We start from the raw sequence: 21,287 nt of genomic DNA on the forward strand, positions 1-21,287 counted from the left end.
CTCATGAACGCAGTTCTGATCGGCGCGGATATCCTCGGCAACATTCCGGACATGCTCGCAACGTTCAACATTCGCATTCGCGATCACATCAGCGGGCGCAATGCCGCCCATCAGCGCAAGCTGCCCGCCCTGCCCAAGGGCGCGGACATCGTGATATTATTCACCGATTTTCTGGGGCACAACGTCATGCGCCACTATCGCCAGGCCGCCAAGGAAAACGGCACGCCGATCATTGCCTGCCGGCGCTCAGCTACCTGCCTGCGCCAGGCCCTGGCCGAGCGTCTGCCGACCCCGGATGCTGCACGAGAGGAAGACCATCCATGCGCCCGCTGTCCACGTCGCTTGCCCTGATCCTATCGCTACTTGTCACCTGGGCATCTGCCAGCGCAGATGACCGGGTCTATCAGACACCCGAGCAGTTCCTCGGCGAGGCCTTTGGCACGCATGCACCCAAGCAGGCAGTACTCTGGTTGACCCGGCCACTCCAGGCGGATCTCAACACCATCCTGGGCCATCCGCCCTCGCAGTTGCGGCAACGTTACTGGACCGATGGCCAGAAGACCGCCTGGATTCTCGAAGAGATCGGCAAGGAAGAGCCTATCACCGCCGGTTTCGTGGTCGGACCGGATGGTCGCATCCAGATGAGCCGGGTGCTGATCTATCGTGAACCGCGTGGCATGGAGGTCCGTTATCCGGCCTTCCTGAAACAGTTCACTGGTGCTGGCCTGGCGCCCAACCGCTTCCTGGACCGCAATATCGATGGCATCAGTGGCGCGACGCTCTCGGTGCGGGCAATGCAGAAGATGGCGCGTGCCGCACTCTTCATGAACCGCCAAGCCCGCAAGCCATGAAAAACGGGCTGAAATGGATGCGCCTGACCCGCTACTGGCATGCCCGGCTGGGGGTTTTCGCGAGCCTGCTCTTCCTGATCCTGGTGATCACCGGGGTGATGCTCAATCATACCGAAGCCCTCAAGCTCGACCAGCGGCCAGTTGCGGCCTCCTGGCTGATGGGCTGGTACGGCCTTGAGAACCAGACGCCCGAGCAGGGCTATCGACTGGGACAGGGATATCTGGTTTCGCAGTCAGGGCGCTGGTTCATGGATGGACATCTGCTGGGAAAGGACCTGCCGGCCCCGGTCGGGGCGCTGGAGATTGGCGGCATCCGTTATATCGCCAGCCCCGAGCAGCTCGCGCTCTATCAGTCGGATGGCCAGCGGGTGGATCAGCTCGACAGTAGCGCCTTGCCGGCCACACCGCTCACGGCACTGGGCCAGAGCGGCAAGTCCGTGTTGATCCGCAGCCCCAAAGGGGTCTTTGCCAGTACGGATGGCGGTCTGAACTGGCAAGCTTACCAGGGAACGGCCCGATGGAGCCAGCCAGAACCCCTGCCTGCCGGGTTACGCCAGCAGCTTGCCCCGGCATTCGCGCCCCATCTCCCGCTGGAGCGCATCATGCTGGACCTGCACAGTGGGCGCATCTTCGGTCGCTTCGGCCCCTGGTTGATGGACCTTGCGGCCCTGATCCTGCTGGGCCTATCCCTGAGTGGCGCGTGGATTTTCTGGCAAGGCACGCGCCGGCCGTGAACCAGGCAAGCTGGCAGGAGCGAATCCAGGCCGGGCTGGCGGAGGCGCTGTTGCGACTTTCCACTCCTCTGCCCGATCGCCTGCGCAGCCGGCTCGGTCGCGGGCTCGGGCATCTCGTACGGCTTGCCCTGCCCCGCCCGCGCCGCATCGCCATGCGCAACCTCGAACTCTGCTTTCCCGAACTCAGGTCCGACCAGCGCCGTGCCCTGCTGCGCGAGCACTTCTGCCAGCTCGGCGAGGCCGCGCTGGAACTGGGGCCCCTCTGGCGGGGCCCACGCATACGCTTCGAACAGCTTTTTGCCCAGATCGAGGGGCTCGAACATGTTGAACGCGCCAAGGCGCAGGGCCAGGGACTGATCCTCCTGAGCGCTCATTTTGGCAGCTGGGAGGCGGGCGCGCTCTACATGAGCCTGCTGACGCGCCTGACCGCCCTGTACATGCCCACCCACAACCCGGCCTTTTCCACCCTCATGGTAGCCGGGCGCAGCCGCTTTGGCGCGACGATGACCGAGAAGAAGCGGGGCTTTCGACCCCTGATCGCAGCACTTCGCCGCGGCGAGGCCATTGGCATTCTGGCCGATCAGAACGTCAATGAGCGGGAAGGCGTCTTTGCGCCCTTTTTCGGTATGCCGGCCAGCACCAGCGTGGCCGTGGCGCATCTGGCCAAGCGCTCTGGCGTGCCGGTCATTTACGTGTTCGCCTTTCGCCTGCCCAGGGGTGCGGGCTTTCGTCTGGTATTCAGGCCCCTGCCCGCCGACTATCCCTGCGGCAACGACGAGACCGACGCCACCACCATGAATGCCATGCTGGAAACCGCCATCCGCGAAGCACCGGCCCAGTACTGGTGGGTGCACCGGCGCTTCAAGACCCGCCCGCAGGGGCTACCCGATCCTTACGCCTGATCCGCCGATCCGGCACGCTGAGCTCGTCCCATCCCTAAGGGGAGCGCGCCACGAGACTGGCGCGATCTTCGCTTTCCTGATAGTGCAGTGCCTGCAGTGGCTGAATGAGTTGCGGTAATTCGCCAGGAACGAGCCGGAAGGCAGGATCCTGCGGCCCCCGCCCCTGGCGTTCACCGAGCCAGGTCTCGTAGAACAGCAGCCCGCCGGGGCGCAGGGCTTCGACCAGCGCCGGAAACAGGTTGCGCGCCAGGAAATTGCTGACGACGATGACATCGAAGGACCCTGGCGCGGGCGGCTGCCGCACCACATCGCGGCACTGGGTGTGCAGGCTGAGTCCGGCGGCCTGAGCCCGGGATTCCAGCGCGTTCAGGGCGCTCTCGGCATAGTCCCAGGCCTGCACACGCAGGCCCAGACCAGCCAGCATCAGGGCGTTGCCGCCGCGCCCGCAGGCGAGATCCAGGGCGTCTCCCTCAGACGGCAGCAAGTGCGAGTGATCGCGCAGCACGCTGCAGGCCTGCGGAATGTCACCGGCGCTTTCCGCATAGCAACGCTGCCAGCGTGTACGTCTTTCCTGCTCGTCCAAGGCTTATCTATCGCTCATCGCGGATGCGCGGCAACAATTCGGCCAGATTGCAGGGCCGATGGCGGATGTCGAGCTGCGGCAGGATGATCTTTTCCATGCCGAGCCGACAGGCGCCGGTGGAGCCGGGCAGCAGGAACACGATCGTGCCCTCACAGATCGCGGCTTCGGCGCGGCTTTGTATGGTGCTGGTGCCGATTTCGGCGAAGGAGAGCTGGCGAAAGAGCTCGCCAAATCCCGGGATGGCCTTGCTGACCAGGGGCGCGAGGGCCTCGGGCGTGACATCACGGCCGGTGACGCCGGTGCCGCCGGTACTGACGATGGCGTCGATTACCGGTTCGGCGATCCAGTCGGCGAAGGCCTGACGCAGGGTGGAGAGATCATCCGGCACGATACGCCGGGCAGCAATCCGGTGACCGGCCTCGGCGGCCAGACTCGCCAGGGTATCGCCGGACTTGTCGGTTTCCGGCGTGCGGGTGTCAGATACGGTGAGGATTCCAAGGCTCAGGGGCAGGAAGGGACGGTTGCTATCGATCATGAGCACTTCTCCGGGATTCAGTAGCGCCAGAAGGCGCGGGTGAACAGCACCAGCAGGGTATAGATTTCCAGGCGCCCGAGCAGCATGGTTGCAATCAGGATCCACTTGGCGGGCGCGGATATGCCGCCATAGTTGGTCGCCGGCCCCACGGCGTTGAGGCCCGGCCCCATGTTGTTGATATGGGCGATGGCCGCGCTGAAGGCGCTGTAAAAGTCCATCTCGGCGGCGACCAGGGCCAGGGTGGCGAAACCGAGGGTGGCGACATACAGGAAGAAAAACCCCCAGATCGCCGTGATCACCTGCTCATCCACGCGCCGGCCATTGAATTTTACCAGATCGAGCGCCCCCGGATGAATGAGCTGACGCAGCTCGCGCATGCCCTGCCTCATGAGCAGCAGGGCGCGCACCATCTTGATCCCGCCGCCGGTCGAGCCGGCGCTGGCGGCGAAACTGCTGAGAAACAGCATGAGCACGGGCACGAAGGCCGGCCAGAGATTGAAATCCGTGTTGGAAAAGCCAGTGGTGCTCGCTACCGACACCACATTGAACATCGCATAACGCAGTGCCGTGCGGAAATCTCCATATTCGCCCGTGGACCAGAGATAGAGCGCCGCCAGCAGCCCCGCCCCCAGGATCACTCCGAGGGTTGCCCGGGTCTCCGGATCGCGCCAGTAGGGCCGCCAGCTTCTACCACTCAGCGCAACATAGTGGGTGGCAAAATTGATGCTGGCCAGCAGCATGAACACGATCAGCACGAACTCGATCAGGGGAGAATCGAAGTAGGCGATACTGGCATCATGGGTGGAAAACCCACCGGTGGAAACCGCCGAGAAGGCATGGTTCATGGCATCGAAGGGGGTCATGCCGGCCCACCAGAGGGCCAGGGCGCAGACCAGGGTGAGGCCGACATAGATGAGCCAGAGCCGTTTGGCGGTGCTGGCAATGCGCGGCGTCAGGGCGGCATCCTTCATCGGGCCCGGCGTCTCTGCCTTGAAGATCTGCCGGCCGCCCACCCCCAGGAAGGGCAGAATGGCCACCGCCAGCACGATGATGCCCATGCCGCCGACCCAGTGCAGCAGGTGACGCCAGAAGTTCAGTGCGTGCGGGAGTTCATCGAGCCCGGCAAACACCGTGGAGCCAGTGGTGGTGATGCCGGATACGGCCTCGAACATGGCGTCGGTCACACTGCCGGTCATGCCGCTCAGGATGAAGGGCAGGGCGCTGACCACCGAGAGCATCAGCCAGCCTAGGCCAACGATCAGGAAGCCATCGCGGTTGCGCAGCTCGCGCCGGACCGCGCGTACCGGCAGCCACAGGAGTATCCCGAAAGTCATGCTGACGACATAGGACTGCAAAAAGGCATGCCGCCCACCATCGCCGTAGTACCAGGCCACCGCTTCAGGCAGCAGCATGAACTGCGCGAAAATCAGCAGCAACAGGGCAAGGACGCGCTGGACCTCGGCGATCTGGATCATGAGCTAGAGAAAGGTGAAACCGACCTGGAAAAGCTTCTCCACGTCGCGCATGCGGCGTTTGTCGGTGACGAAGACGATGACGTGATCTTCCGGGTGGATGACCGTGTCGTGATGGGCGATTAGGACTTCTTCGCCGCGCGCCAGTGCGGCAATGTTGACGCCGGCGGGCAGGGAGAGTTCCTCGATGCGCCGCCCGACCACCCGCGAGGTGCCGCGATCACCATGCGCGACGATGTCGAGCACCTCCGCCGCGCCGTACCGCAGGGTGTGGACGGCGGCGATGTCTCCGGCACGCACGTAGGCCAGGATCGAGCCAATGATGGCCCAGTGCGGATTGATGGCGACATCGATGCCAGTGCCAGTCTGCACCAGGTCCACATAGGCGGCGCGGTTGATCAGGGCGAAGCAGTTGCGTACCCCGAGCCGCTTGGCGAGCATGGCCGAGAGGATGTTGTCCTCGTCATCATTGGTGACGGAGATGAAGAGGTCCGTCTCGCGGATGCCCTCCTGGTTGAGCAGGTCCTCGTCGGCGGCGTCGCCCTGCAAGACCAGGGTGCGCTGCAGCTTCTCAGCGGCGTGCAGGGTGCGCCTGGGATTATGGTCGAGCAGCTTGACGGCAAGACCGCGCGTCTCCAGTGCCTGGGCCAGGCGCAGGCCGATGTTGCCGCCGCCAGCGATGATCACCCGCTGGAACGGGGCATCATCCTTGCCGAGTTCGCGCATGACGCAGCGGATATCCTCGGCGCGGGCGACGAAGAATACCTCGTCGCCGGCTTCGATCACCGTATTGCCCTCGGGTCCGATGGCGCGGTTGCGCCGGTAGATGACCGCCACCCGGGTATCGACCTGGGGACTGTGACGGCGCAGATCGCGGATGGCGTGCCCGACCAGCGAGCCACCGTGTACGGCCTTGACGCCGACCAGCCCCACCCGCCCACCGGCGAAGAACTGCACGCGCAGGGCGCCGGGATATTCCACCAGACGCAGAATGTATTCGGTGACCAGGGCCTCGGGGCTGATCAGCACATCCACCGGAAAGGTCTTGGCGTCAAAGAGCTTGGGATGGCTCCAGTATTCAGCGGCACGGATGCGGGCGATCTTGGTCGGCGTATTGAAGAGCACCTTCGCCATCTCGCAGGCGACGATATTGGTCTCATCGTTGCTGGTGACGGCAATCAGGATATCCGCGTCCTGCGTTCCAGCTTCCTTGAGTACCGAGGGATAGGAGGCATAGCCTGTCACGGTCTGGATGTCGAGCCGGTCACGCAGTTGCGCCAGCCGCTCCGGATCAATGTCGACCACGGTGATGTCGTTGCGCTCGGTGGCCAGATGCTCCGCCACGGAGGCACCCACCTGGCCGGCGCCGAGGATGACCACCTTCATGTCAGGGTTTCAGTGTCGGGCCGGTGCTTGCAGATCAATATGGGATCCCCAGGGACTTGAGCTTGCGATAGAGATGCGTGCGCTCCAGCCCGACGGCCTCGGCAGTGCGCGCGATGTTGCCGCTGTTGCGCGCCAGATGGTATTCGATAAAGGCCTTCTCGAACTTGTCCCGCGCAGTCTTGAGCGTGCCGCTGAAGTCCTCGGTTTCCTCGGAACTGATCGCGCCACGGCTGTCCAGACCCAGGGCACGCTCCACCTCCTCGGCACTGACCTCAGGGCCCTCGGCCAGGATCAGCAAGCGCTCGACGAGATTCTGCAGCTCACGCACATTGCCTGGCCAGGGATAATGCCCCATCACCTCCAGGGCGCCGGCACTGAACTGACGAGGGGCCAGCCCGTCGCGGTTGACATAGAAACGCACGAATTCATCCAGCAGCACGGGGATGTCCTGACGCCGCCCGGCCAGAGTCGGTACCCGCAGCGGCACCACATTCAGGCGATAGAAAAGGTCCTCGCGAAAACGTCCGGCCTGCATTTCCGAGCGCAGATCGCGGCTGGTGGCTGCCACCACCCGCACATTGGCCTGCACCGGTGCCACACCGCCGACCCGCAACAGGCGTCCTTCCTGCAGGGCAGAGAGCAGGCGCACCTGGGTTTCAAGATCCATGTCGGCGATTTCGTCTATGAAGAGCGTGCCGCGATTGGCCTGCTCCAGCCGGCCGTTATGTACCTGGCCGCCGGTTTCGCAGCCAAAGAGTTCGACGGCGATGTTGGGCGTGGTGATGGCAGCGGCCTTGAGATCCACGAAGGGGCCGGCAGCGCGGCGGCTACAGCTGTGCAGGTAACGGGCCGCAACTTCCTTGCCGCTGCCGGGCGCGCCACTCAGCAGCACCCAGGAATCACTCAGGGCCACGCGCTCGATCTGCTGGCGCAACTGGTTGATAGCGACGCTGTTGCCGCTGGGGGCGTCCACCGGCCGGGTCTGTCGCCTCAAATCGACATTTTCCTGGCGCAACCGCGCCGCCTCCAGGGCGTGCTCGATGGTCAGCAGGGTCTTTTCCAGCGACAGGGGCTTTTCGATGAAGTCATAGGCCCCGAGCTTGGTTGCCTCCACCGCAGTTTCCACGGTGCCATGCCCGGACATCATCACCACCGGCTGCTCCAGCCCATTCTCGGCCCAGCGCTTGAGCAGAGCCAGACCATCCTCGCCGGGCATCCAGATGTCGAGCAGGACCAGGTCCACCGGCCCACTCCGACGCAGCTGATCGGCCTCGCGACTGTCGGCTGCGGTCAGGATCTGGTATCCCTCGTCCTCCAGGATCTCCCGCAGGGACTCCCGGATGTCCGGTTCATCGTCCACAATCAGGACCCGCGCCCGGGACTCCTGCTGGGGCATGTTCGCCATTGCCGCTTCCATTAGGCCACTCCTCTGTTCAAAACGCGTGCCGGCAGCACGATCAGTACCTGTGCCCCACCCTCGGGGTGATTGCTGGCACTGATCTGTCCCCCGTGCTCATCAACCATCTTCTTCACGATCGCAAGCCCCAGTCCAGTGCCTTTGGGCTTGGTCGTGACATAAGGTTCAAATACCCTTTCAAGAATTTCGGGCGGAAAGCCCGGCCCGGAATCACTGACTGTCAGATGCACGTTGAGCGCGCCCTCGGCGCCGCCGCTGGCACGAGTCCTGATTTCCAGGCGCTGATTGGGGCTGAGCACGTCCAGGGCATTGCGGACCAGGTTGTGCAGCACCTGACGCAGACGTCCGGCATCGGCCTCCACCAGCGGCAGGGTAGGATCAAGATCGGTGACGATCCGCACCCCGCCCTCGCGGGCATTCTGCTCGCGATAAAGCTCCAGCACATCGAGAATCAGGGCATTCAGATCCAGGGGCCGCAGCCGCAGCTGGGGCTGGCGGGCATATTCCGAGAAGGCGTCGACCATCACCTTGAGGCTTTCCACCTGATTGATGATGGTACGGGTGGCGCGGTCCAGCGGCTCGCCGGCCTCGCCAAGCTGGCTCAGGTACTTGCGACGCAGACGCTCGGCCGACAGCTGAATCGGTGTGAGCGGATTCTTGATCTCGTGAGCCAGACGCCGGGCCACCTCGCTCCAGGCCGCCGAGCGCTGTGCCTGCAGCAACGTGGTGATGTCGTCGAACACCAGCACGAAGCCACCCTGGCCGGGATGTTCCTCATCCCGCTCGTTATCCTCGGTCGGCGCGCTCTGGGGCAGGGCCGCGGCACGCAACAGCAGGACCTGCCGGCCACTGCCGCGCTCCACCACCAGTTCCTCCTGGATATAGCGGTCGCGCCGGGCGAAACGGTGCTCCACCCACTCGAAGAGGGCGGCATATTCCGGGTGTCGGCGCTTGAGATAATCCACCGGCTCCCCGAGCTCACGCTCCATGCTCACGCCAAGGAGCTGGGTCACGGCGGCATTGGCGGTGGTCAGATGACCCTGCACATCAAAGGTCATCACGCCACTGGAGAGATGCCCCAGAATGGTTTCAAGGAAGGCGCGCCGGGCCTCGGCCTGCTGACGGGCCTGGGCGGCATTGCGCTGGGCCTGAGCCAGCTGGCGGGTCATGCTGTTGAAGGAGTGCACGAGAATACCCATTTCATCATGCCCACCCACCGGCAGCAGGGGCGCGAACTCGCCCCGCGCCACCGCCCGCGTGCCGGCTGCCAGATGCCCGATCGGGGCAGCCAGTCGCCGCGACAGAAAAAGGCTCATCCATAAGGATGTCAGGATGGTGACCAGCAACACGCTGGTCAGGCTCAGGTTGAAGGCCGCCTTCATCGGGTCGCGGATCAGCTCCAGTTGCTGGTAGCGCTGGTAAGCCAGCTGGATGCTGTCGGCCGCGGCCGTGAGTTCCTGCGGCAGGGGGTTCATGACATAGAGAAAGCGTTGCGGCTGCGCGAAGTTGGCGCGATTGAGCGTGAGCAGGATCTTGATGACCAGCCTGCCATTGGGATCGGGTTCCACCAGGGTATAGGGATAGCGCGCGCGCGCCAGGGTCAGCATCTCCGGGGACACCGGCCGAGGTGCGAGACTCAGGAAATCGCTGCTGCTGGCAAGGATCCGGCCATTCTCATCGAGCAGGGTGGCCTCGGCAAGGTGATACTGGCTGCGCATGCGCATCAATCTCTCGATCGGCATGGCAGCATTGCCCGCCTCCTCCAGGGCCAGCGCGATGTTCTGGGCCGCCTCCAGGGTTGTCGAGCGGTTCTGCTCGATGCTGCTGCGCGCCACGGACATGGCCTGCTCCAGGGCGTCGCGCACCTCGACATTGAACCAGGAGTCCACCCCCTGATTGAGAAACTGCCAGGAGAAGCCGAAGATCACGCCGGCGGGTGTCACCGTGAGCACTGCCACCAGCAGCACCAGACGCATGGCAAGCCGGGTACCGAGAATGCCCGCCCGCCACTGACGCCAGAACACCAGCGCGTTGTAGAAGATCAGCACGCCCAGCAGCAGCACGGCAATGCCGTTGGCGATCAGCAAGGGAATGAAGTAGCCGCCGTAATCCCGACCCTGGCTGGCCAGATAGGTCATGGCGATGGTGCCGGCCAGGGCAAAAAGCAGGACCAGCACGCCCCAGCCACTGGCAAAGCCGCCACCCAGGCGGGCGACCCCCAGGGTGGACAGGCGCCTTACGGCCGTAGAGGAATGCGCTTCCATTCGCTGTCCATGCCCCAGTCGGAAATCAGGGCGCTGAATCGCAGGCCCAGCGGCAGGGCCGAGGTGGAAAGACGAACCCTGACATAGGCCTCGTAGTCTTGGTCAGGACTCAGCAGGACCTCATCGATCACCGGCATGTCCCGCACCTGCTGCAGGGCCGCGAGCGCCTGGGGCCAGCTGGGAAAGATGCGTCGCAGACCGGTACTTGGCTCATCGATGATGTAAAGCCGGGTCAGTGGATGATACTGCACCCGCCGGATCTGGCGCACCAGGGCGATGGTATCGCCCCAGATCAGCGGACGCGGCGCCTCCACCTTCGCTTCGGTCACCAGCGTCACCAACACCCCGCGGTCCAGCAGCTCACGCAGATGGGCCGCCGTTTCCAGGTTGAAGCTGGCGTTAAGATAATAGGCGCCCTCGCGCTTGTTCAGCCGGGCATTCTCGACCTCGAAGTTGGCAGCGAATGCGTTGATGGGCAGCAGCAGGATCAGCAGGAGCCACAAAGGCCCGCCCCAAATGCGAATCACTGCCCCTCCCGTACCAGCAAGGCATAGAAAAAACCGTCCATTCCTTCTGTCCCTGGCAAGATCTGGCCGCTTCCTGGCGTGGAGGCCAGGTGGGCATCTTTGTGTTGTTGGCAAAATGCTTCGATCTGCGCCGCATTTTCCGCCGGCAGCACGCTGCAGGTGGCGTAGAGCAGACGCCCACCCGGCCGCAGCAGAGCCCAGAGGGCATCCAGTAGTGCCTGCTGCAGGACGGCCGTGGCCGCCACATCCTCGGCATGGCGCAGATACTTGATGTCGGGATGGCGGCGGATGACACCCGTGGCGGAGCAGGGCGCATCGAGCAGGATCGCATCGAACAGTTGGCCATCCCACCAGTCATCCGGCTGCGCCGCATCTCCGGCGATGAGCGTCGCTGTCGGCAATTTCAGTCGCTCCAGCGTAGCACGAATGCGCTTCAGGCGCGCGGGCGAAATGTCCACCGCAGTCAGTGCAATGTCCGCACGCTCCAGAAGATGTGCGGTCTTGCCACCGGGTGCCGCGCAGGCGTCCAGCACCCGTTCTCCGGGTTGCGGGTCGAGCAGGATGGCAGCGCGCTGGGCAGCGGCATCCTGCACCGACGCCAAGCCGGCCTGCCAGCCGGGCAGGCTCTCCACCGCCTGTGGGGTATCGAGCTCGATACCGGCGGGGCTGGCCGGATGCGCCCTGGCGGCGATACCGGCCTCGTTCAGCCGGGCCAGGTAGTCATCCCGGCTGATGACGCGCGCATTGACCCGCAGCACGAAAGGCGGGTGGGCATTGTTGGCGTCGAGGATGGCCGGCCAGTGTTGCGGATAGGCTTGCTGCAGCATCTCCACCAGCCAGGCAGGATGGGCCTTGGCGACAGCCGGCTCCATGGCGTCGACCTTGGCGTCGAGCGCCGTTTTCTCGCGCAGGTAGCGCCGCAATACGGCATTGGCAAGGCCGCGCGCCCAGTCCTTGCCAAGCTGGCTGGTGAGCGCCACGTACTCATGTACCGTGACCGCTTCCGGCACGCGCGAGGCGTCCAGTTCGTAGAGCGCCACGATCAGCAGCGCCTTGAGATCCTGCTCCCTGGCCTTGAAGGGCTTTTCCAGAAGCAGGTTCAGGAGGGCTTCCAGGCGCAGGCCCCAGCGCAGGGTGCCGAAGGCCAGCCACTGCGCCTGGGCCTGATCCCGGGGCGCCAGGCCTTCCAGAACCAGCGCGTCATCCAGAGACTTGCCGCTCCAGACCTGTTCCAGCGCCTGGGCGGCCCGCAAGCGGGGTGAACTGGGGCTTTTGACGGCTTTGGGGCGCGAGGCCGGTGGGCGGGCAGGGCTCAGGTCGTCCTCCGTGCCGCTTCAGCTTTGTGGTGCATTGCCAAGCATCTCCCCCGCCTTTGGTTGATAGCCGTTGACGAATGCCCCGATCTCCATCGCATCCTTGCCAGGCAACTGCACCCGCTTGAGTATCAGCGCGCCACCGCCGGTGGCAACCCAGATGCCGTCCGGCTGCACGCGCAGCACGCTGCCCGGGGCACCCAACTCGCCGGTCTCGGGCGCGACAGCGGCCTGCCAGATGCGCAAGGTCTTGCCGCGAAAAGCGGTTTCGGCGACGGGGTAGGGATTGAAGGCCCGCACCTGGCGCTCCAGGTCGGCGGCTGGCAGAAGCCAATCCAGTTGCGCCTCGTCCTTGCTGAGCTTGGGCGCGTAAGTGGCGAGCGCGGCATCCTGGGGCTCGGCGTGCAGTTGCCCGGCCCACAGACCATCCAGGGCTTCGCGCAGGGCTTCGGCCCCGAGCCGCTTGAGCTTGTCATGCAGGCTACCCCCGGTCTCTTCGGGATCGATGTGAATGCGCTTTTTCAGCAGCATCGGCCCGCTGTCGAGCCCCGTCTCCATCTGCATGATGGTCACGCCGGTTTCCCACTCACCATCCTCGATGGCGCGCTGGATGGGCGCGGCACCCCGAAAATGCGGCAACAGGCTGGCATGCACATTGATGGCCCCGAGCCGCGGGATGGCCAGCACAGGGCGCGGCAGGAGCAGGCCATAGGCCACCACCACCATCAGGTCCGGCGCCAGCGCCCGCAACTGCTCCTGGATCTCCGGGTTCTTGAGCGTGTCGGGTTGCAGCACCGGCAGCCCGTGCGCCTGGGCAAGTTGCTTGACCGGGCTTTCGGCCAGGGCGCGGCCCCGCCCCGCCGGACGGTCGGGCTGGGTGAGTACGGCCACGATCTCCTCGGGACCATCGATGAGGGCCTGCAGCGAGGGTACGGCAAAGACCGGCGTACCGGCGAAGATGACGCGTTGTCCGTTACTCATGTTCAGCCCACCTCCTTCTGGCGCTTGCCAAGTTTCTTGCGGATCATGTTTTGTTTCAGGCGCGACAGGTATTCCACGAAGATGCGCCCGTGCAGGTGATCGATCTCATGCTGCAGACAAACCGCCAGCAGGCCATCGGCCTCGATCTCGACTGGCTTGCCCTGCAGGTCCTGGGCGCGTACCTTGATACGCTCGGCGCGCTGCACCTCCTCATAGACGCCAGGCACCGAAAGGCAGCCCTCCTTCATGATTTCCATCCCATGCGTCTCGATGATCTCGGGGTTGACCAGCGACAGCAGTTCGCTACGATTCTCGGAGACGTCCACCACGATCAACTGCTGGTTGGCGGCCACCTGGGGGGCTGCCAGACCGATGCCCGGGGCGTTGTACATGGTCTCGGCCATGTCATCGGCGAGACGCAGGATGCTCTTGTCCACCCGGATGATGGGCGAGCTTGGCCGGGTCAGGCGCGTATCCGGGAATTCCAGTATGTTGAGCAGGGCCATAAGGATCTCTCAAGCAAGTATAGTCAAGGCCCCGTCGGTTTGATGGGCGGGGCGGATTATCTGTCTTAGAGTGTCATAAAATCGCTTTTGCTTCAAAGATCTCGCCCTGCGAATGCCGTTTCAGGAGCTGGCGCATGCTTTCCATCGAAAATCTGCAAAAAACTTATACCGGGCCGCAGGGGCGCAGCGTGCTGCAGGGACTCTCCTTTCAACTTCCCGCCGGCGACTACGCCGCCATCATGGGCGAGAGCGGCACCGGCAAGTCGACTCTCCTGAACCTCATTGCCGGGCTGGATACCGCGGATGGCGGCAGCATCCGCCTCGACGGCACCGATCTCACCCGTCTTTCCGAAGCCGAGCGCACCCGGCTGCGCCGCGCCCGGATGGGATTCATCTTCCAGGCCTTTCACCTGTTGCCGCATCTGACTGTCGGCCAGAACGTGGCCCTGCCGCTGGCACTCAATGGCACGCCCAAACGGCACCGGGAAGGGCGCGCTGCCGCCATGCTCGACGCCGTGGGCCTGGCCGACCGGGCCCGGAGCTATCCGCGCGAGCTCTCCGGCGGGCAGATGCAGCGGGTGGCGGTGGCGCGCGCCCTGGTCCATGAACCGCAACTGCTGCTGGCCGATGAGCCGACCGGCAATCTCGATCAGGACAGCGCCGCGCAGATGCTTGAGCTGTTGCGCCAGCAGGTGCGCGAACGCGGCTGCACCGCCATCCTGGTGACGCATTCACGCCAGGCCGCTGAAAGTGCTGATCGCATCTATCAGCTCGGCGCCACTGGCCTGCAACTGATCGGACAGGCCGCGTGACGGTTTTCAGTGAAGGTCTCGTCTGGCGCGCCACGGTACTCGGTGCCCTGCGTGCCCACTGGGGCCGCGCCCTGTTGAGCATTCTTGGCATTGCACTCGGCGTGGCGCTCGGGGTGGCGGTCACGCTGATCAATAACGCTGCGGTGGGGGAGTTCGGCCAGGCGGTGCGCAGCCTCTCGGGGCAGGCGGATCTGGTGCTGCGAGGCCCGAAAGCGGGCTTTTCCGAGTCGCTCTATCCCTGGCTGGCACGCCAACCAGCAGTAGCCATCGCCAGCCCTGGGATCGAGGTGGACGCCACCCTGGCGAATGCCAACGAAACCCTCAAGATCATTGGCATCGATGCCTTCCGGGCGGCAGGCATGCAGGCGAATCTGCTGCCCGGCGCCCTGCCCGAGGGCCTCGGTCTGCTGGAAGACCATACCGTGCTGCTCTCGCAGGCGGCGGCTTCCCGCCTGCATCTGAAAGCCGGCGACCAACTGATGGTGCAGGTAGGCATGAGCCGCCAGGCGCTCAAGGTGATCGGCATCCTGCCGCTGGAAGGTCCGCGTCAGGCCTTGGGCGTGATGGATATCAGCAACGCACAGTGGCTGTTTCAAAAGCTCGGGCGGCTGGACCGCATCGACATCCGGCTTCAGCCCGGCCAGGATGTTCAGGTGGTGCGGGCGGCACTGAGCCGGCAATTGCCGGCCGGATTGCTGCTCAGCGCCCCCGAAGCGGCCGGGGAGCGCGCCGGAGACCTGTCGCGCGCCTACCGCGTGAACCTCACCGTGCTCTCGCTGGTTGCACTGTTCACCGGTGCCTTTCTGGTGTTTGCGACACTCGCCATGGCAGTGCTCAGAAGGCGAGCCCAGCTGGCGCTGCTGCGGGTATTGGGGCTCACGCCGCGGGAGCTGGTGGTGCTGCTGCTTGGCGAGGGGCTGCTCATCGGTTTGATGGGTGCGCTGCTGGGGCTGGCGCTCGGTGTCGGGCTGGCCGCGGCCGGGCTGGCGCTGCTGGGCGGGGATCTCGGCGGCGGCTACTTCGAGGGCATCGCACCGAGCCTGCAGCTCGAACCCGCCACCCTGATCATCTATTTCACACTCGGGCTCTTCGTCGCCCTGCTCGGCGCGCTGGCGCCTGCCTTGGAGGCGGCGCGCACCGAAGCAGCGCCTGCCCTGAAAGGCGGAGACGTGGAACGGGCGCTTGGGCGGCTGCGCGGCAGCCTGCCGGGTCTTTTTCTGATTGCGCTCGGGCTACTCGCCACCCAGGCGCCGCCGGTGGGCGGTCTGCCGCTGTTTGGCTATATCGCCATCGCGCTTTTATTGGTGGGCGCGGTGCTGTTGATGCCGCGCCTGCTGGCCATGCTCACGCAACTGCTACCCTTGCCGGCCACGGCCTGGCGCCAGGTCGCCATCGCCCAGTTGCGCGGCGCGCCGGGACAGGCGGCGGTGGCGGTAGCGGCAATCGTGGTGAGCTTCAGCCTGATGGTATCGATGGCGATCATGGTCGCCTCCTTTCGTGACAGCGTGGACGCCTGGCTGGGGCAGGTCCTGCCGGCGGATCTTTACATGCGCGCCGCCGAGCAGCAGGGCTCGGCCTTCTTCAGCCCCACCGACCAGCAGCGCATCCGCCAGACGCCCGGTGTGCGCGCGGTGCGCTTCCTGCGGGTGCAGGAGCTGCTGCTCGCGCCAAACCGCCCCGCCGTGGCGCTGATTGCCCGCGATCTCGGCCCCGATCCCACCCGCGATCTGCCGCTGCTGAGTCAAGCCAAAAACCCGGCCCCGCCCGGCATTGCACCGGTCTGGATTTCCGAGGCCATGCAGGATCTCTATGGCTATCAGCCGGGCCAGCGCATCAAGCTGCCCATCAGCGGGCGACAGCAGGCTTTTTATGTTGCAGGCGTCTGGCGCGACTATGCCCGCCAGTGGGGTGCGGTGGTGCTGGATCGCCGGCAATACATCGCGCTCACCGGCGACCGTGACGTGACCGACGCCGCGCTCTGGCTCACCCCGGGCGCCCGTGCCAGCCAGGTCAGCGAGGCCCTGCGCGCGCGCCTGCCCCTGGGCCAGCAAATCGAGATCCGCTCGCCGGGAGAAATCCGCCAGATCAGCCTCGGCATCTTCGACCGCAGCTTCGCCATCACCTACCTGCTGGAAATTGTTGCTGTACTGATCGGCCTGTTTGGCATCAGCAACAGTGTCAGCGCCCAGGTGCTGGCGCGGCGCGGCGAGTTTGGCATGCTGCGCCATCTCGGTATGGGCCGGCGCGAGATCGGCGCCATGCTGGCCCTGGAGGCCACGCTCATGAGCGCCACGGGCATTGCCATCGGCTGGCTGCTCGGCTGGGGCATCAGCCTGATCCTGATCCATGTGGTCAATCGCCAGTCCTTTCACTGGAGCATGGGCCTGCATGTGCCCTGGGGACCGCTCGCGGGCCTGAGCCTGCTGCTCCTGCTCGCCGCTGTCGCCACCGCGCTGTTCAGCGCCCGCCAGGCCATGCGCGGCGACGTGATCCAGGCCGTCCGGGAGGAATGATGCCCTATTTGCTGATGCTGTTACTGCTGCTTCCGCTGCCGGCGCTGGCTTTCGACTATCCGCCGGTGCTGCCGGATCGTGCCCTGCAGTTTCCCAGGGATCTTGGCAGCCATCCGGCCTTTCGCACCGAATGGTGGTACGTCACCGGCCAGGTACAAACACCACAAGGCAAGCCGCTGGGCTTCCAGATCACCTTTTTCCGCACCCGCCCGCCGCTCGATACCCGCAACCCGAGCCGTTTCACCCCGCGCCAGATCCTCTTTGCCCATGCCGCCCTTGCCGACCCGCAGCTCGGCAAGCTGCTGGTGGATGAAAAGGCCGCCCGCGCGGGATTTGGCCTGGCGCAAGCAGAGATTGGGCATACCAAGGTCTGGATCGACGACTGGCGCCTGGAACAGACCGCAACCGGCTATCGCGCCCACATTCCCGCCAAGGGCTTTACGCTCGATCTGCAATTTTCACCGACCCAGGCCAGATTGCTGCAAGGCAAGCAGGGCTACAGCCGCAAGAGCCCCACACCGGGCGACGCCAGCCACTACTACAGCGAGCCGCAGCTCAGCGTCACTGGCACGGTTACCCGTCAAGGCAAAGCCATCCCGGCGCAGGGCCGCGCCTGGCTCGATCACGAGTGGTCCAGCAATTATCTCAATAAAGCCGCCAGTGGCTGGGACTGGCTGGGCCTGAATCTCGATGATGGCGGCGCGCTGATGCTGTTTCGCATGCGCAGGCCCGATGGCCGCGCACTCTGGGCCAGCGGCACCTATCGCGACGCCCAGGGCCGGGTGCGGGTTTTCGCGCCCAATGAGGTGCATTTCAAGCCCCTGGCGTACTGGACCAGCCCGCGCAGCGGCATCCGCTACCCGGTACGCTGGCAGGTCAGCGCCCCCGGATTGAGCCTTGAACTGCGCCCGCTGATGCCGGACCAGGAGCTCGACGCCCGCGCCAGCACTGGCACGCGCTACTGGGAGGGCGCGGTGGAAGCCTGGCGGGACGGACAGCGGGTCGGGCGGGGCTATCTGGAGCTCACCGGTTATGGTAAGCGTTTGCAGATGTAGGACAATGGCTTACAGCTCAGGCGCTTGACAGCCCGTCATCCTGTGCCATGGTTAATGTGCCGATAAAGGCACACTGAAACCGGGAGGGAAAATGAACTGGAACAGGGCAGATGATACCGGCAAACTGATTTTGCGCCTTGCGCTTGGCATCCTGGTCCTGCTGCACGGCATCGCCAAGATCAAGGGCGGCGTGGGACCGATCACCGGCATGCTCAGTGGCATCGGACTGCCGGGTTACCTGGCCTTCGGCGTCTTTCTCGGCGAGGTGCTCGGGCCACTGCTGCTGATTGCTGGCTGGTACGCGCGGATCGGCGCGCTCCTGATTGTCGTCAACATGCTGTTTGCCTTCGCGCTGGCACACCGCGCTGACCTTTTCGTACTTGGTCCCCAGGGCGGCTGGGCACTCGAGCTGCAGGGCATGTATTTATTTACCGCCTTGGCGCTGGTTTTCATGGGTCCCGGGCGGCTGAGCCTCAACAATCGTTAGGAGAGAATCAGCGCCTGGACTACAGCAACTGCTTTTCTGGGAAATTGTGCTATTAATGTCAGCAGGTGGGTGGAAAGCCGCGAAAACAAGCCTTGGCGCCACCCGCAGCCCGCTTGCACCCAGAAAGGACAAACATGCGTCGCCACCTCAAGCCATTGGCCATTGCCGGGCTCGGCCTTGCCCTGCTCGCCCCCCTTGCCTACGCCGCGGCGCCCTATCCCGGTGACCAGTTGAGTCTTCCCAAGGGCTACAAGCATTTACCGGAAAGCTATGTGGTCCGCTCCGGCGACACCCTCTGGGATCTCTCCTCGCGCTTCCTGAAAAACCCCTGGCGCTGGATGCAAATCTGGGAGCGCAACAGCTACATCACCAACCCGGATCTCATCTACCCCGGTGATCTGCTGGTATTCGACCAGAGTCGCGGCATGCTCAAGCTGCGCGTGGTACGTGCCACGCCGCAGGCCCGCAGCCTGCCCCTGGAAGCGATCCCGACCGTCAATCCCTCGCTGATCCTGCCTTATCTCAATCGCCCCGGCATCATCACCGATGAGGCGCTGGCGAAGCAGCCCTATCTGGTGGGAGATCAGAATCAGCGCGTGCTCTTTGGCCAGCATGACACCCTCTATGCCAAGGGCTTTGGCAAAGCTGGCGCGGGTCGCTTCGATATCGTGCGGGCCGGACCGGAGCTGGTGGATCCGGCCACCGGCAAGCCGCTTGGGCGGCGCATGGATCATGTCGGCGTGGCCGATGTCTCAGGAGAAGGCCCCCTGCGCCGGGCGGACATCATCCAGTCCTATAGGGAAATCCTGACCGGTGACCGCCTGCTGGCCCAGCCCGAAACGCCCAACCTGCATTTCCAGTTACAGACGCCATCGAGCATGGTCAATGGCGCGATCCTGGCCGGCGAGGACAGCATCAGCGAGATGGGACAGGGATCGGTGGCGCTGATCAATCTCGGCAGCCAGGCTGGGATGCAGCCAGGGCAGGTGCTGACCGTGAGTCGCGCCGGGCGGACCCTGCCCGATCCGGTCAAGGGTGGCGAGGTCACCCTGCCGGAAATCCCGGTGGGCACGGCGATGGTGTTCCGGACCTTTGACAAGGTCAGCTATGTGCTGTTTCTGGAGAGCAGCCAGGCCATCCGCGTTGGCAGCCGCGTGCATACGCCGGGTGATCCCGCGCTGCGGGATGGCGCGCCCCAAGCCGAAGCCCTGGCCCACGCAAAATGAAAAGGTCTGTCTGGCTGGCCCTCAGACGCCTGCCTGGTCTCGGCCAGCGTCGCCTGGCCGCGCTGCTGGAGCACTTCGGCGATGCCGAGGGCCTGTTTCAGGCAGATAGCACCGCCTGGCGGGCCGCGGGCCTCAACAAATCGCAGATCCAGGGCTTGGAAAAGGGGCCTGAGGCCCTGCTGACGGCGGCTGATGCAGCCTGGCTGGGTGATCCGACCAATGATCTTTTGACGCTGGCGGATGATGACTATCCGCCCTTGTTGCGCCAGTTGCCCGATGCCCCGCCCGTGCTTTATCTGCGTGGTCAGCGCACTCTGCTGAGCCGGCCGATGCTGGCCATCGTCGGCAGCCGCCACGCCACGCCGCAGGGGGCCGCCAATGCCCAGGCCTTTGCCCGGCACTTGAGCGAGGCCGGCTTCAACATCGTCAGCGGGCTGGCCACCGGCATCGATGCCGCCGCCCACCGGGGCGCGCTGGAAGGCTCGGGGGCGACGCTTGCGGTGATGGGCACGGGACCGGACTGCATCTATCCGCGCCAGCACGAACAACTGGCCGCGCGCATTGCCGAGACTGGTCTGATCCTGACCGACTATCCCCCCGGCACGCCGGTGCGGGCCGCGCTGTTTCCGCAGCGCAACCGCATCATCAGCGGCCTTTCGATGGGCGTGCTGGTGGTCGAGGCCGCCATTCGCAGCGGCTCGCTGGTGACCGCGAGGCTGGCCGCCGATCAGGGCCGCGAGGTCTTTGCCCTGCCGGGCTCGATCCATAACCCCTTGAGCCGCGGGCCGCACCACCTCATCCGCCAGGGCGCCAAGCTGGTGGAAAGTGTGCAGGACATTCTCGAAGAACTCGGGCATCTGCACGCGTTTGCTGCAACCCGCCCGCAACGCGGACCGGACAGCCCCGAGGATGCCGAACTTGCTGCGCTGCTGGAAGTGCTGGGATATGAGCCCCAGACGCTGGACGTGCTGGTGGAGCGCAGTGGATTGACGCCCGACAGGGTTTCCGCCATGCTGTTGACGTTGGAGCTGGATGCCTGGATTGCCAGCAGTCCTGGCGGGCGCTATCAACGCCTGCCACGTGAAGCATGACCGCCCTTTTGGTTCTCGCGCTGCACCGCGCCAGTCGTTGTTGCTTCAAGCGGCCAAAGAGCCATTTTTGACCAGGAGGGTCCGCCGATGAAAGAAAGCACAGACGTTCTCGATATCCTGATGTACATCTTCGAGAATTTTCTCGACGAGGAGGAGGGCACTGAAGCCGATCAGGAAAGCATCGAGGCGGAACTGAACGCAGCTGGTTTTCTCCAGTCAGATATCAACAAGGCCCTGAACTGGATGGAAGGCCTGGCCGAGCTACAGACGCAGTCGCCCAACTGGGTGCCCAATCCCGGCTTCTCCTTGCGCCACTACGATACCCGCGAGGAACAAAAGCTGGGCCTCGAAGGTCAAGGCTTCCTGATCTTCCTGGAACAGACCGGCGTGATCGACCAGCAATTGCGCGAGACGATCATCGATCGCGTGATGGCGCTGGACAGCGGCGACATCGACCTGGAACAGCTCAAATGGGTGATTCTCATGGTCCTGTTCAATCACCCCGGCCGCGAGGAAGCTTACGCCTGGATGGAAGACATGGTATTTGACGAATCCCGGGGCTACCTGCACTAGATTTTCCACTTTTCGGGAAACGGCGGCGAGTCTTCGGATCGCCGCCGTTCTGCATTATA

Annotated in this window: 21 protein-coding genes; 11 read left to right on the forward strand and 10 right to left on the reverse strand. The window is 64.7% G+C overall.

What is annotated here, in order from left to right; genetic code table 11:
- Nucleotides 1-3 precede the first annotated feature (3 nt).
- The 4 genes from WOB96_RS06780 to WOB96_RS06795 are packed head-to-tail and all read left to right on the forward strand — an operon-like array spanning nucleotide 4 to nucleotide 2,487.
- Entirely contained in the window at nucleotides 4-351 is a 348-nt protein-coding gene (locus WOB96_RS06780) for a DUF2325 domain-containing protein (protein ID WP_341370526.1), read from the forward strand.
- Nucleotides 321-851 (forward strand): FMN-binding protein, encoded by a 531-nt coding sequence (locus WOB96_RS06785; RefSeq protein WP_341370527.1) that lies wholly within the window; start codon nucleotides 321-323, stop codon nucleotides 849-851. Before WOB96_RS06780 ends, WOB96_RS06785 begins: the two co-directional genes overlap by 31 nt.
- The gene (locus tag WOB96_RS06790) at nucleotides 848-1,585 is read left to right on the forward strand and encodes a PepSY domain-containing protein (RefSeq protein WP_341370528.1); all 738 of its coding nucleotides are present in this window, start codon (nucleotides 848-850) and stop codon (nucleotides 1,583-1,585) included. The genes WOB96_RS06785 and WOB96_RS06790 overlap by 4 nt, the downstream gene beginning before the upstream one ends.
- Nucleotides 1,582-2,487 carry a lysophospholipid acyltransferase family protein gene (locus tag WOB96_RS06795; RefSeq protein ID WP_341370529.1) on the forward strand — a complete coding sequence of 302 codons (906 nt, stop codon included), beginning with the start codon at nucleotides 1,582-1,584 and terminating at the stop codon, nucleotides 2,485-2,487. Before WOB96_RS06790 ends, WOB96_RS06795 begins: the two co-directional genes overlap by 4 nt.
- A gap of 34 nt (nucleotides 2,488-2,521) precedes the next feature.
- On the opposite strand, the gene WOB96_RS06800 is transcribed toward WOB96_RS06795, so the two are convergent.
- From WOB96_RS06800 to def, 10 genes are read right to left on the reverse strand one after another with little or no spacing between them, the layout of a single operon-like run.
- Nucleotides 2,522-3,070, reverse strand: coding sequence for a class I SAM-dependent methyltransferase (locus tag WOB96_RS06800; protein ID WP_341370530.1), 549 nt, complete (start codon nucleotides 3,068-3,070; stop codon nucleotides 2,522-2,524).
- Between the two features lie 7 nt (nucleotides 3,071-3,077).
- On the reverse strand, nucleotides 3,078-3,605 hold the full coding sequence (gene moaB, locus WOB96_RS06805; RefSeq protein ID WP_341370531.1) for a molybdenum cofactor biosynthesis protein B: 528 nt from the start codon (nucleotides 3,603-3,605) through the stop codon (nucleotides 3,078-3,080).
- Between the two features lie 17 nt (nucleotides 3,606-3,622).
- Nucleotides 3,623-5,080, reverse strand: coding sequence for a TrkH family potassium uptake protein (locus tag WOB96_RS06810; RefSeq protein ID WP_341370532.1), 1,458 nt, complete (start codon nucleotides 5,078-5,080; stop codon nucleotides 3,623-3,625).
- A 3-nt stretch (nucleotides 5,081-5,083) separates the two neighbouring features.
- Nucleotides 5,084-6,463, reverse strand: a complete 1,380-nt coding sequence (gene trkA / locus WOB96_RS06815) for a Trk system potassium transporter TrkA (RefSeq protein ID WP_341370533.1) — start codon at nucleotides 6,461-6,463, stop codon at nucleotides 5,084-5,086.
- Between the two features lie 34 nt (nucleotides 6,464-6,497).
- Nucleotides 6,498-7,880 carry a sigma-54-dependent transcriptional regulator gene (locus WOB96_RS06820; RefSeq protein ID WP_341370534.1) on the reverse strand — a complete coding sequence of 461 codons (1,383 nt, stop codon included), beginning with the start codon at nucleotides 7,878-7,880 and terminating at the stop codon, nucleotides 6,498-6,500.
- On the reverse strand, nucleotides 7,880-10,144 hold the full coding sequence (locus WOB96_RS06825; RefSeq protein WP_341370535.1) for a sensor histidine kinase: 2,265 nt from the start codon (nucleotides 10,142-10,144) through the stop codon (nucleotides 7,880-7,882). The genes WOB96_RS06820 and WOB96_RS06825 overlap by 1 nt, the downstream gene beginning before the upstream one ends.
- Nucleotides 10,117-10,671, reverse strand: coding sequence for a DUF4390 domain-containing protein (locus tag WOB96_RS06830; protein WP_341370536.1), 555 nt, complete (start codon nucleotides 10,669-10,671; stop codon nucleotides 10,117-10,119). The genes WOB96_RS06825 and WOB96_RS06830 overlap by 28 nt, the downstream gene beginning before the upstream one ends.
- Nucleotides 10,668-11,987, reverse strand: a complete 1,320-nt coding sequence (gene rsmB / locus WOB96_RS06835; RefSeq protein WP_341370565.1) for a 16S rRNA (cytosine(967)-C(5))-methyltransferase RsmB — start codon at nucleotides 11,985-11,987, stop codon at nucleotides 10,668-10,670. Before rsmB ends, WOB96_RS06830 begins: the two co-directional genes overlap by 4 nt.
- 18 nt (nucleotides 11,988-12,005) lie before the next feature.
- Nucleotides 12,006-12,965: a methionyl-tRNA formyltransferase gene (gene fmt, locus WOB96_RS06840; RefSeq protein WP_341370537.1), complete on the reverse strand. Its 960-nt coding sequence runs from the start codon at nucleotides 12,963-12,965 to the stop codon at nucleotides 12,006-12,008.
- 2 nt (nucleotides 12,966-12,967) lie between these two features.
- Nucleotides 12,968-13,471, reverse strand: a complete 504-nt coding sequence (def, locus tag WOB96_RS06845) for a peptide deformylase (protein WP_341370538.1) — start codon at nucleotides 13,469-13,471, stop codon at nucleotides 12,968-12,970.
- Nucleotides 13,472-13,605: 134 nt separating this feature from the next.
- On the opposite strand from def, the gene WOB96_RS06850 reads away from it, so the two are divergent.
- From WOB96_RS06850 to WOB96_RS06880, 7 genes are all read left to right on the forward strand, one after another.
- Nucleotides 13,606-14,283 carry an ABC transporter ATP-binding protein gene (locus tag WOB96_RS06850; RefSeq protein WP_341370539.1) on the forward strand — a complete coding sequence of 226 codons (678 nt, stop codon included), beginning with the start codon at nucleotides 13,606-13,608 and terminating at the stop codon, nucleotides 14,281-14,283.
- Entirely contained in the window at nucleotides 14,280-16,796 is a 2,517-nt protein-coding gene (locus tag WOB96_RS06855; RefSeq protein ID WP_341370540.1) for an FtsX-like permease family protein, read from the forward strand. The genes WOB96_RS06850 and WOB96_RS06855 overlap by 4 nt, the downstream gene beginning before the upstream one ends.
- Nucleotides 16,796-17,851: a lipocalin-like domain-containing protein gene (locus WOB96_RS06860; RefSeq protein WP_341370541.1), complete on the forward strand. Its 1,056-nt coding sequence runs from the start codon at nucleotides 16,796-16,798 to the stop codon at nucleotides 17,849-17,851. The genes WOB96_RS06855 and WOB96_RS06860 overlap by 1 nt, the downstream gene beginning before the upstream one ends.
- 91 nt (nucleotides 17,852-17,942) lie before the next feature.
- Complete coding sequence (locus tag WOB96_RS06865; protein ID WP_341370542.1) at nucleotides 17,943-18,338, forward strand: DoxX family protein; 396 nt, start codon at nucleotides 17,943-17,945, stop codon at nucleotides 18,336-18,338.
- Between the two features lie 134 nt (nucleotides 18,339-18,472).
- A complete protein-coding gene (locus WOB96_RS06870) occupies nucleotides 18,473-19,564 on the forward strand; it encodes a LysM peptidoglycan-binding domain-containing protein (protein WP_341370543.1) in 1,092 nt (363 codons plus the stop codon).
- Nucleotides 19,561-20,655, forward strand: coding sequence for a DNA-processing protein DprA (gene dprA / locus WOB96_RS06875; protein ID WP_341370544.1), 1,095 nt, complete (start codon nucleotides 19,561-19,563; stop codon nucleotides 20,653-20,655). The genes WOB96_RS06870 and dprA overlap by 4 nt, the downstream gene beginning before the upstream one ends.
- 87 nt (nucleotides 20,656-20,742) lie before the next feature.
- A complete protein-coding gene (locus WOB96_RS06880) occupies nucleotides 20,743-21,228 on the forward strand; it encodes a Smg family protein (protein ID WP_341370545.1) in 486 nt (161 codons plus the stop codon).
- Nucleotides 21,229-21,287: the final 59 nt, after the last annotated feature.

The organism is Thermithiobacillus plumbiphilus (assembly GCF_038070005.1).
Classification (GTDB): Bacteria; Pseudomonadota; Gammaproteobacteria; order Acidithiobacillales; family Thermithiobacillaceae; genus JBBPCO01.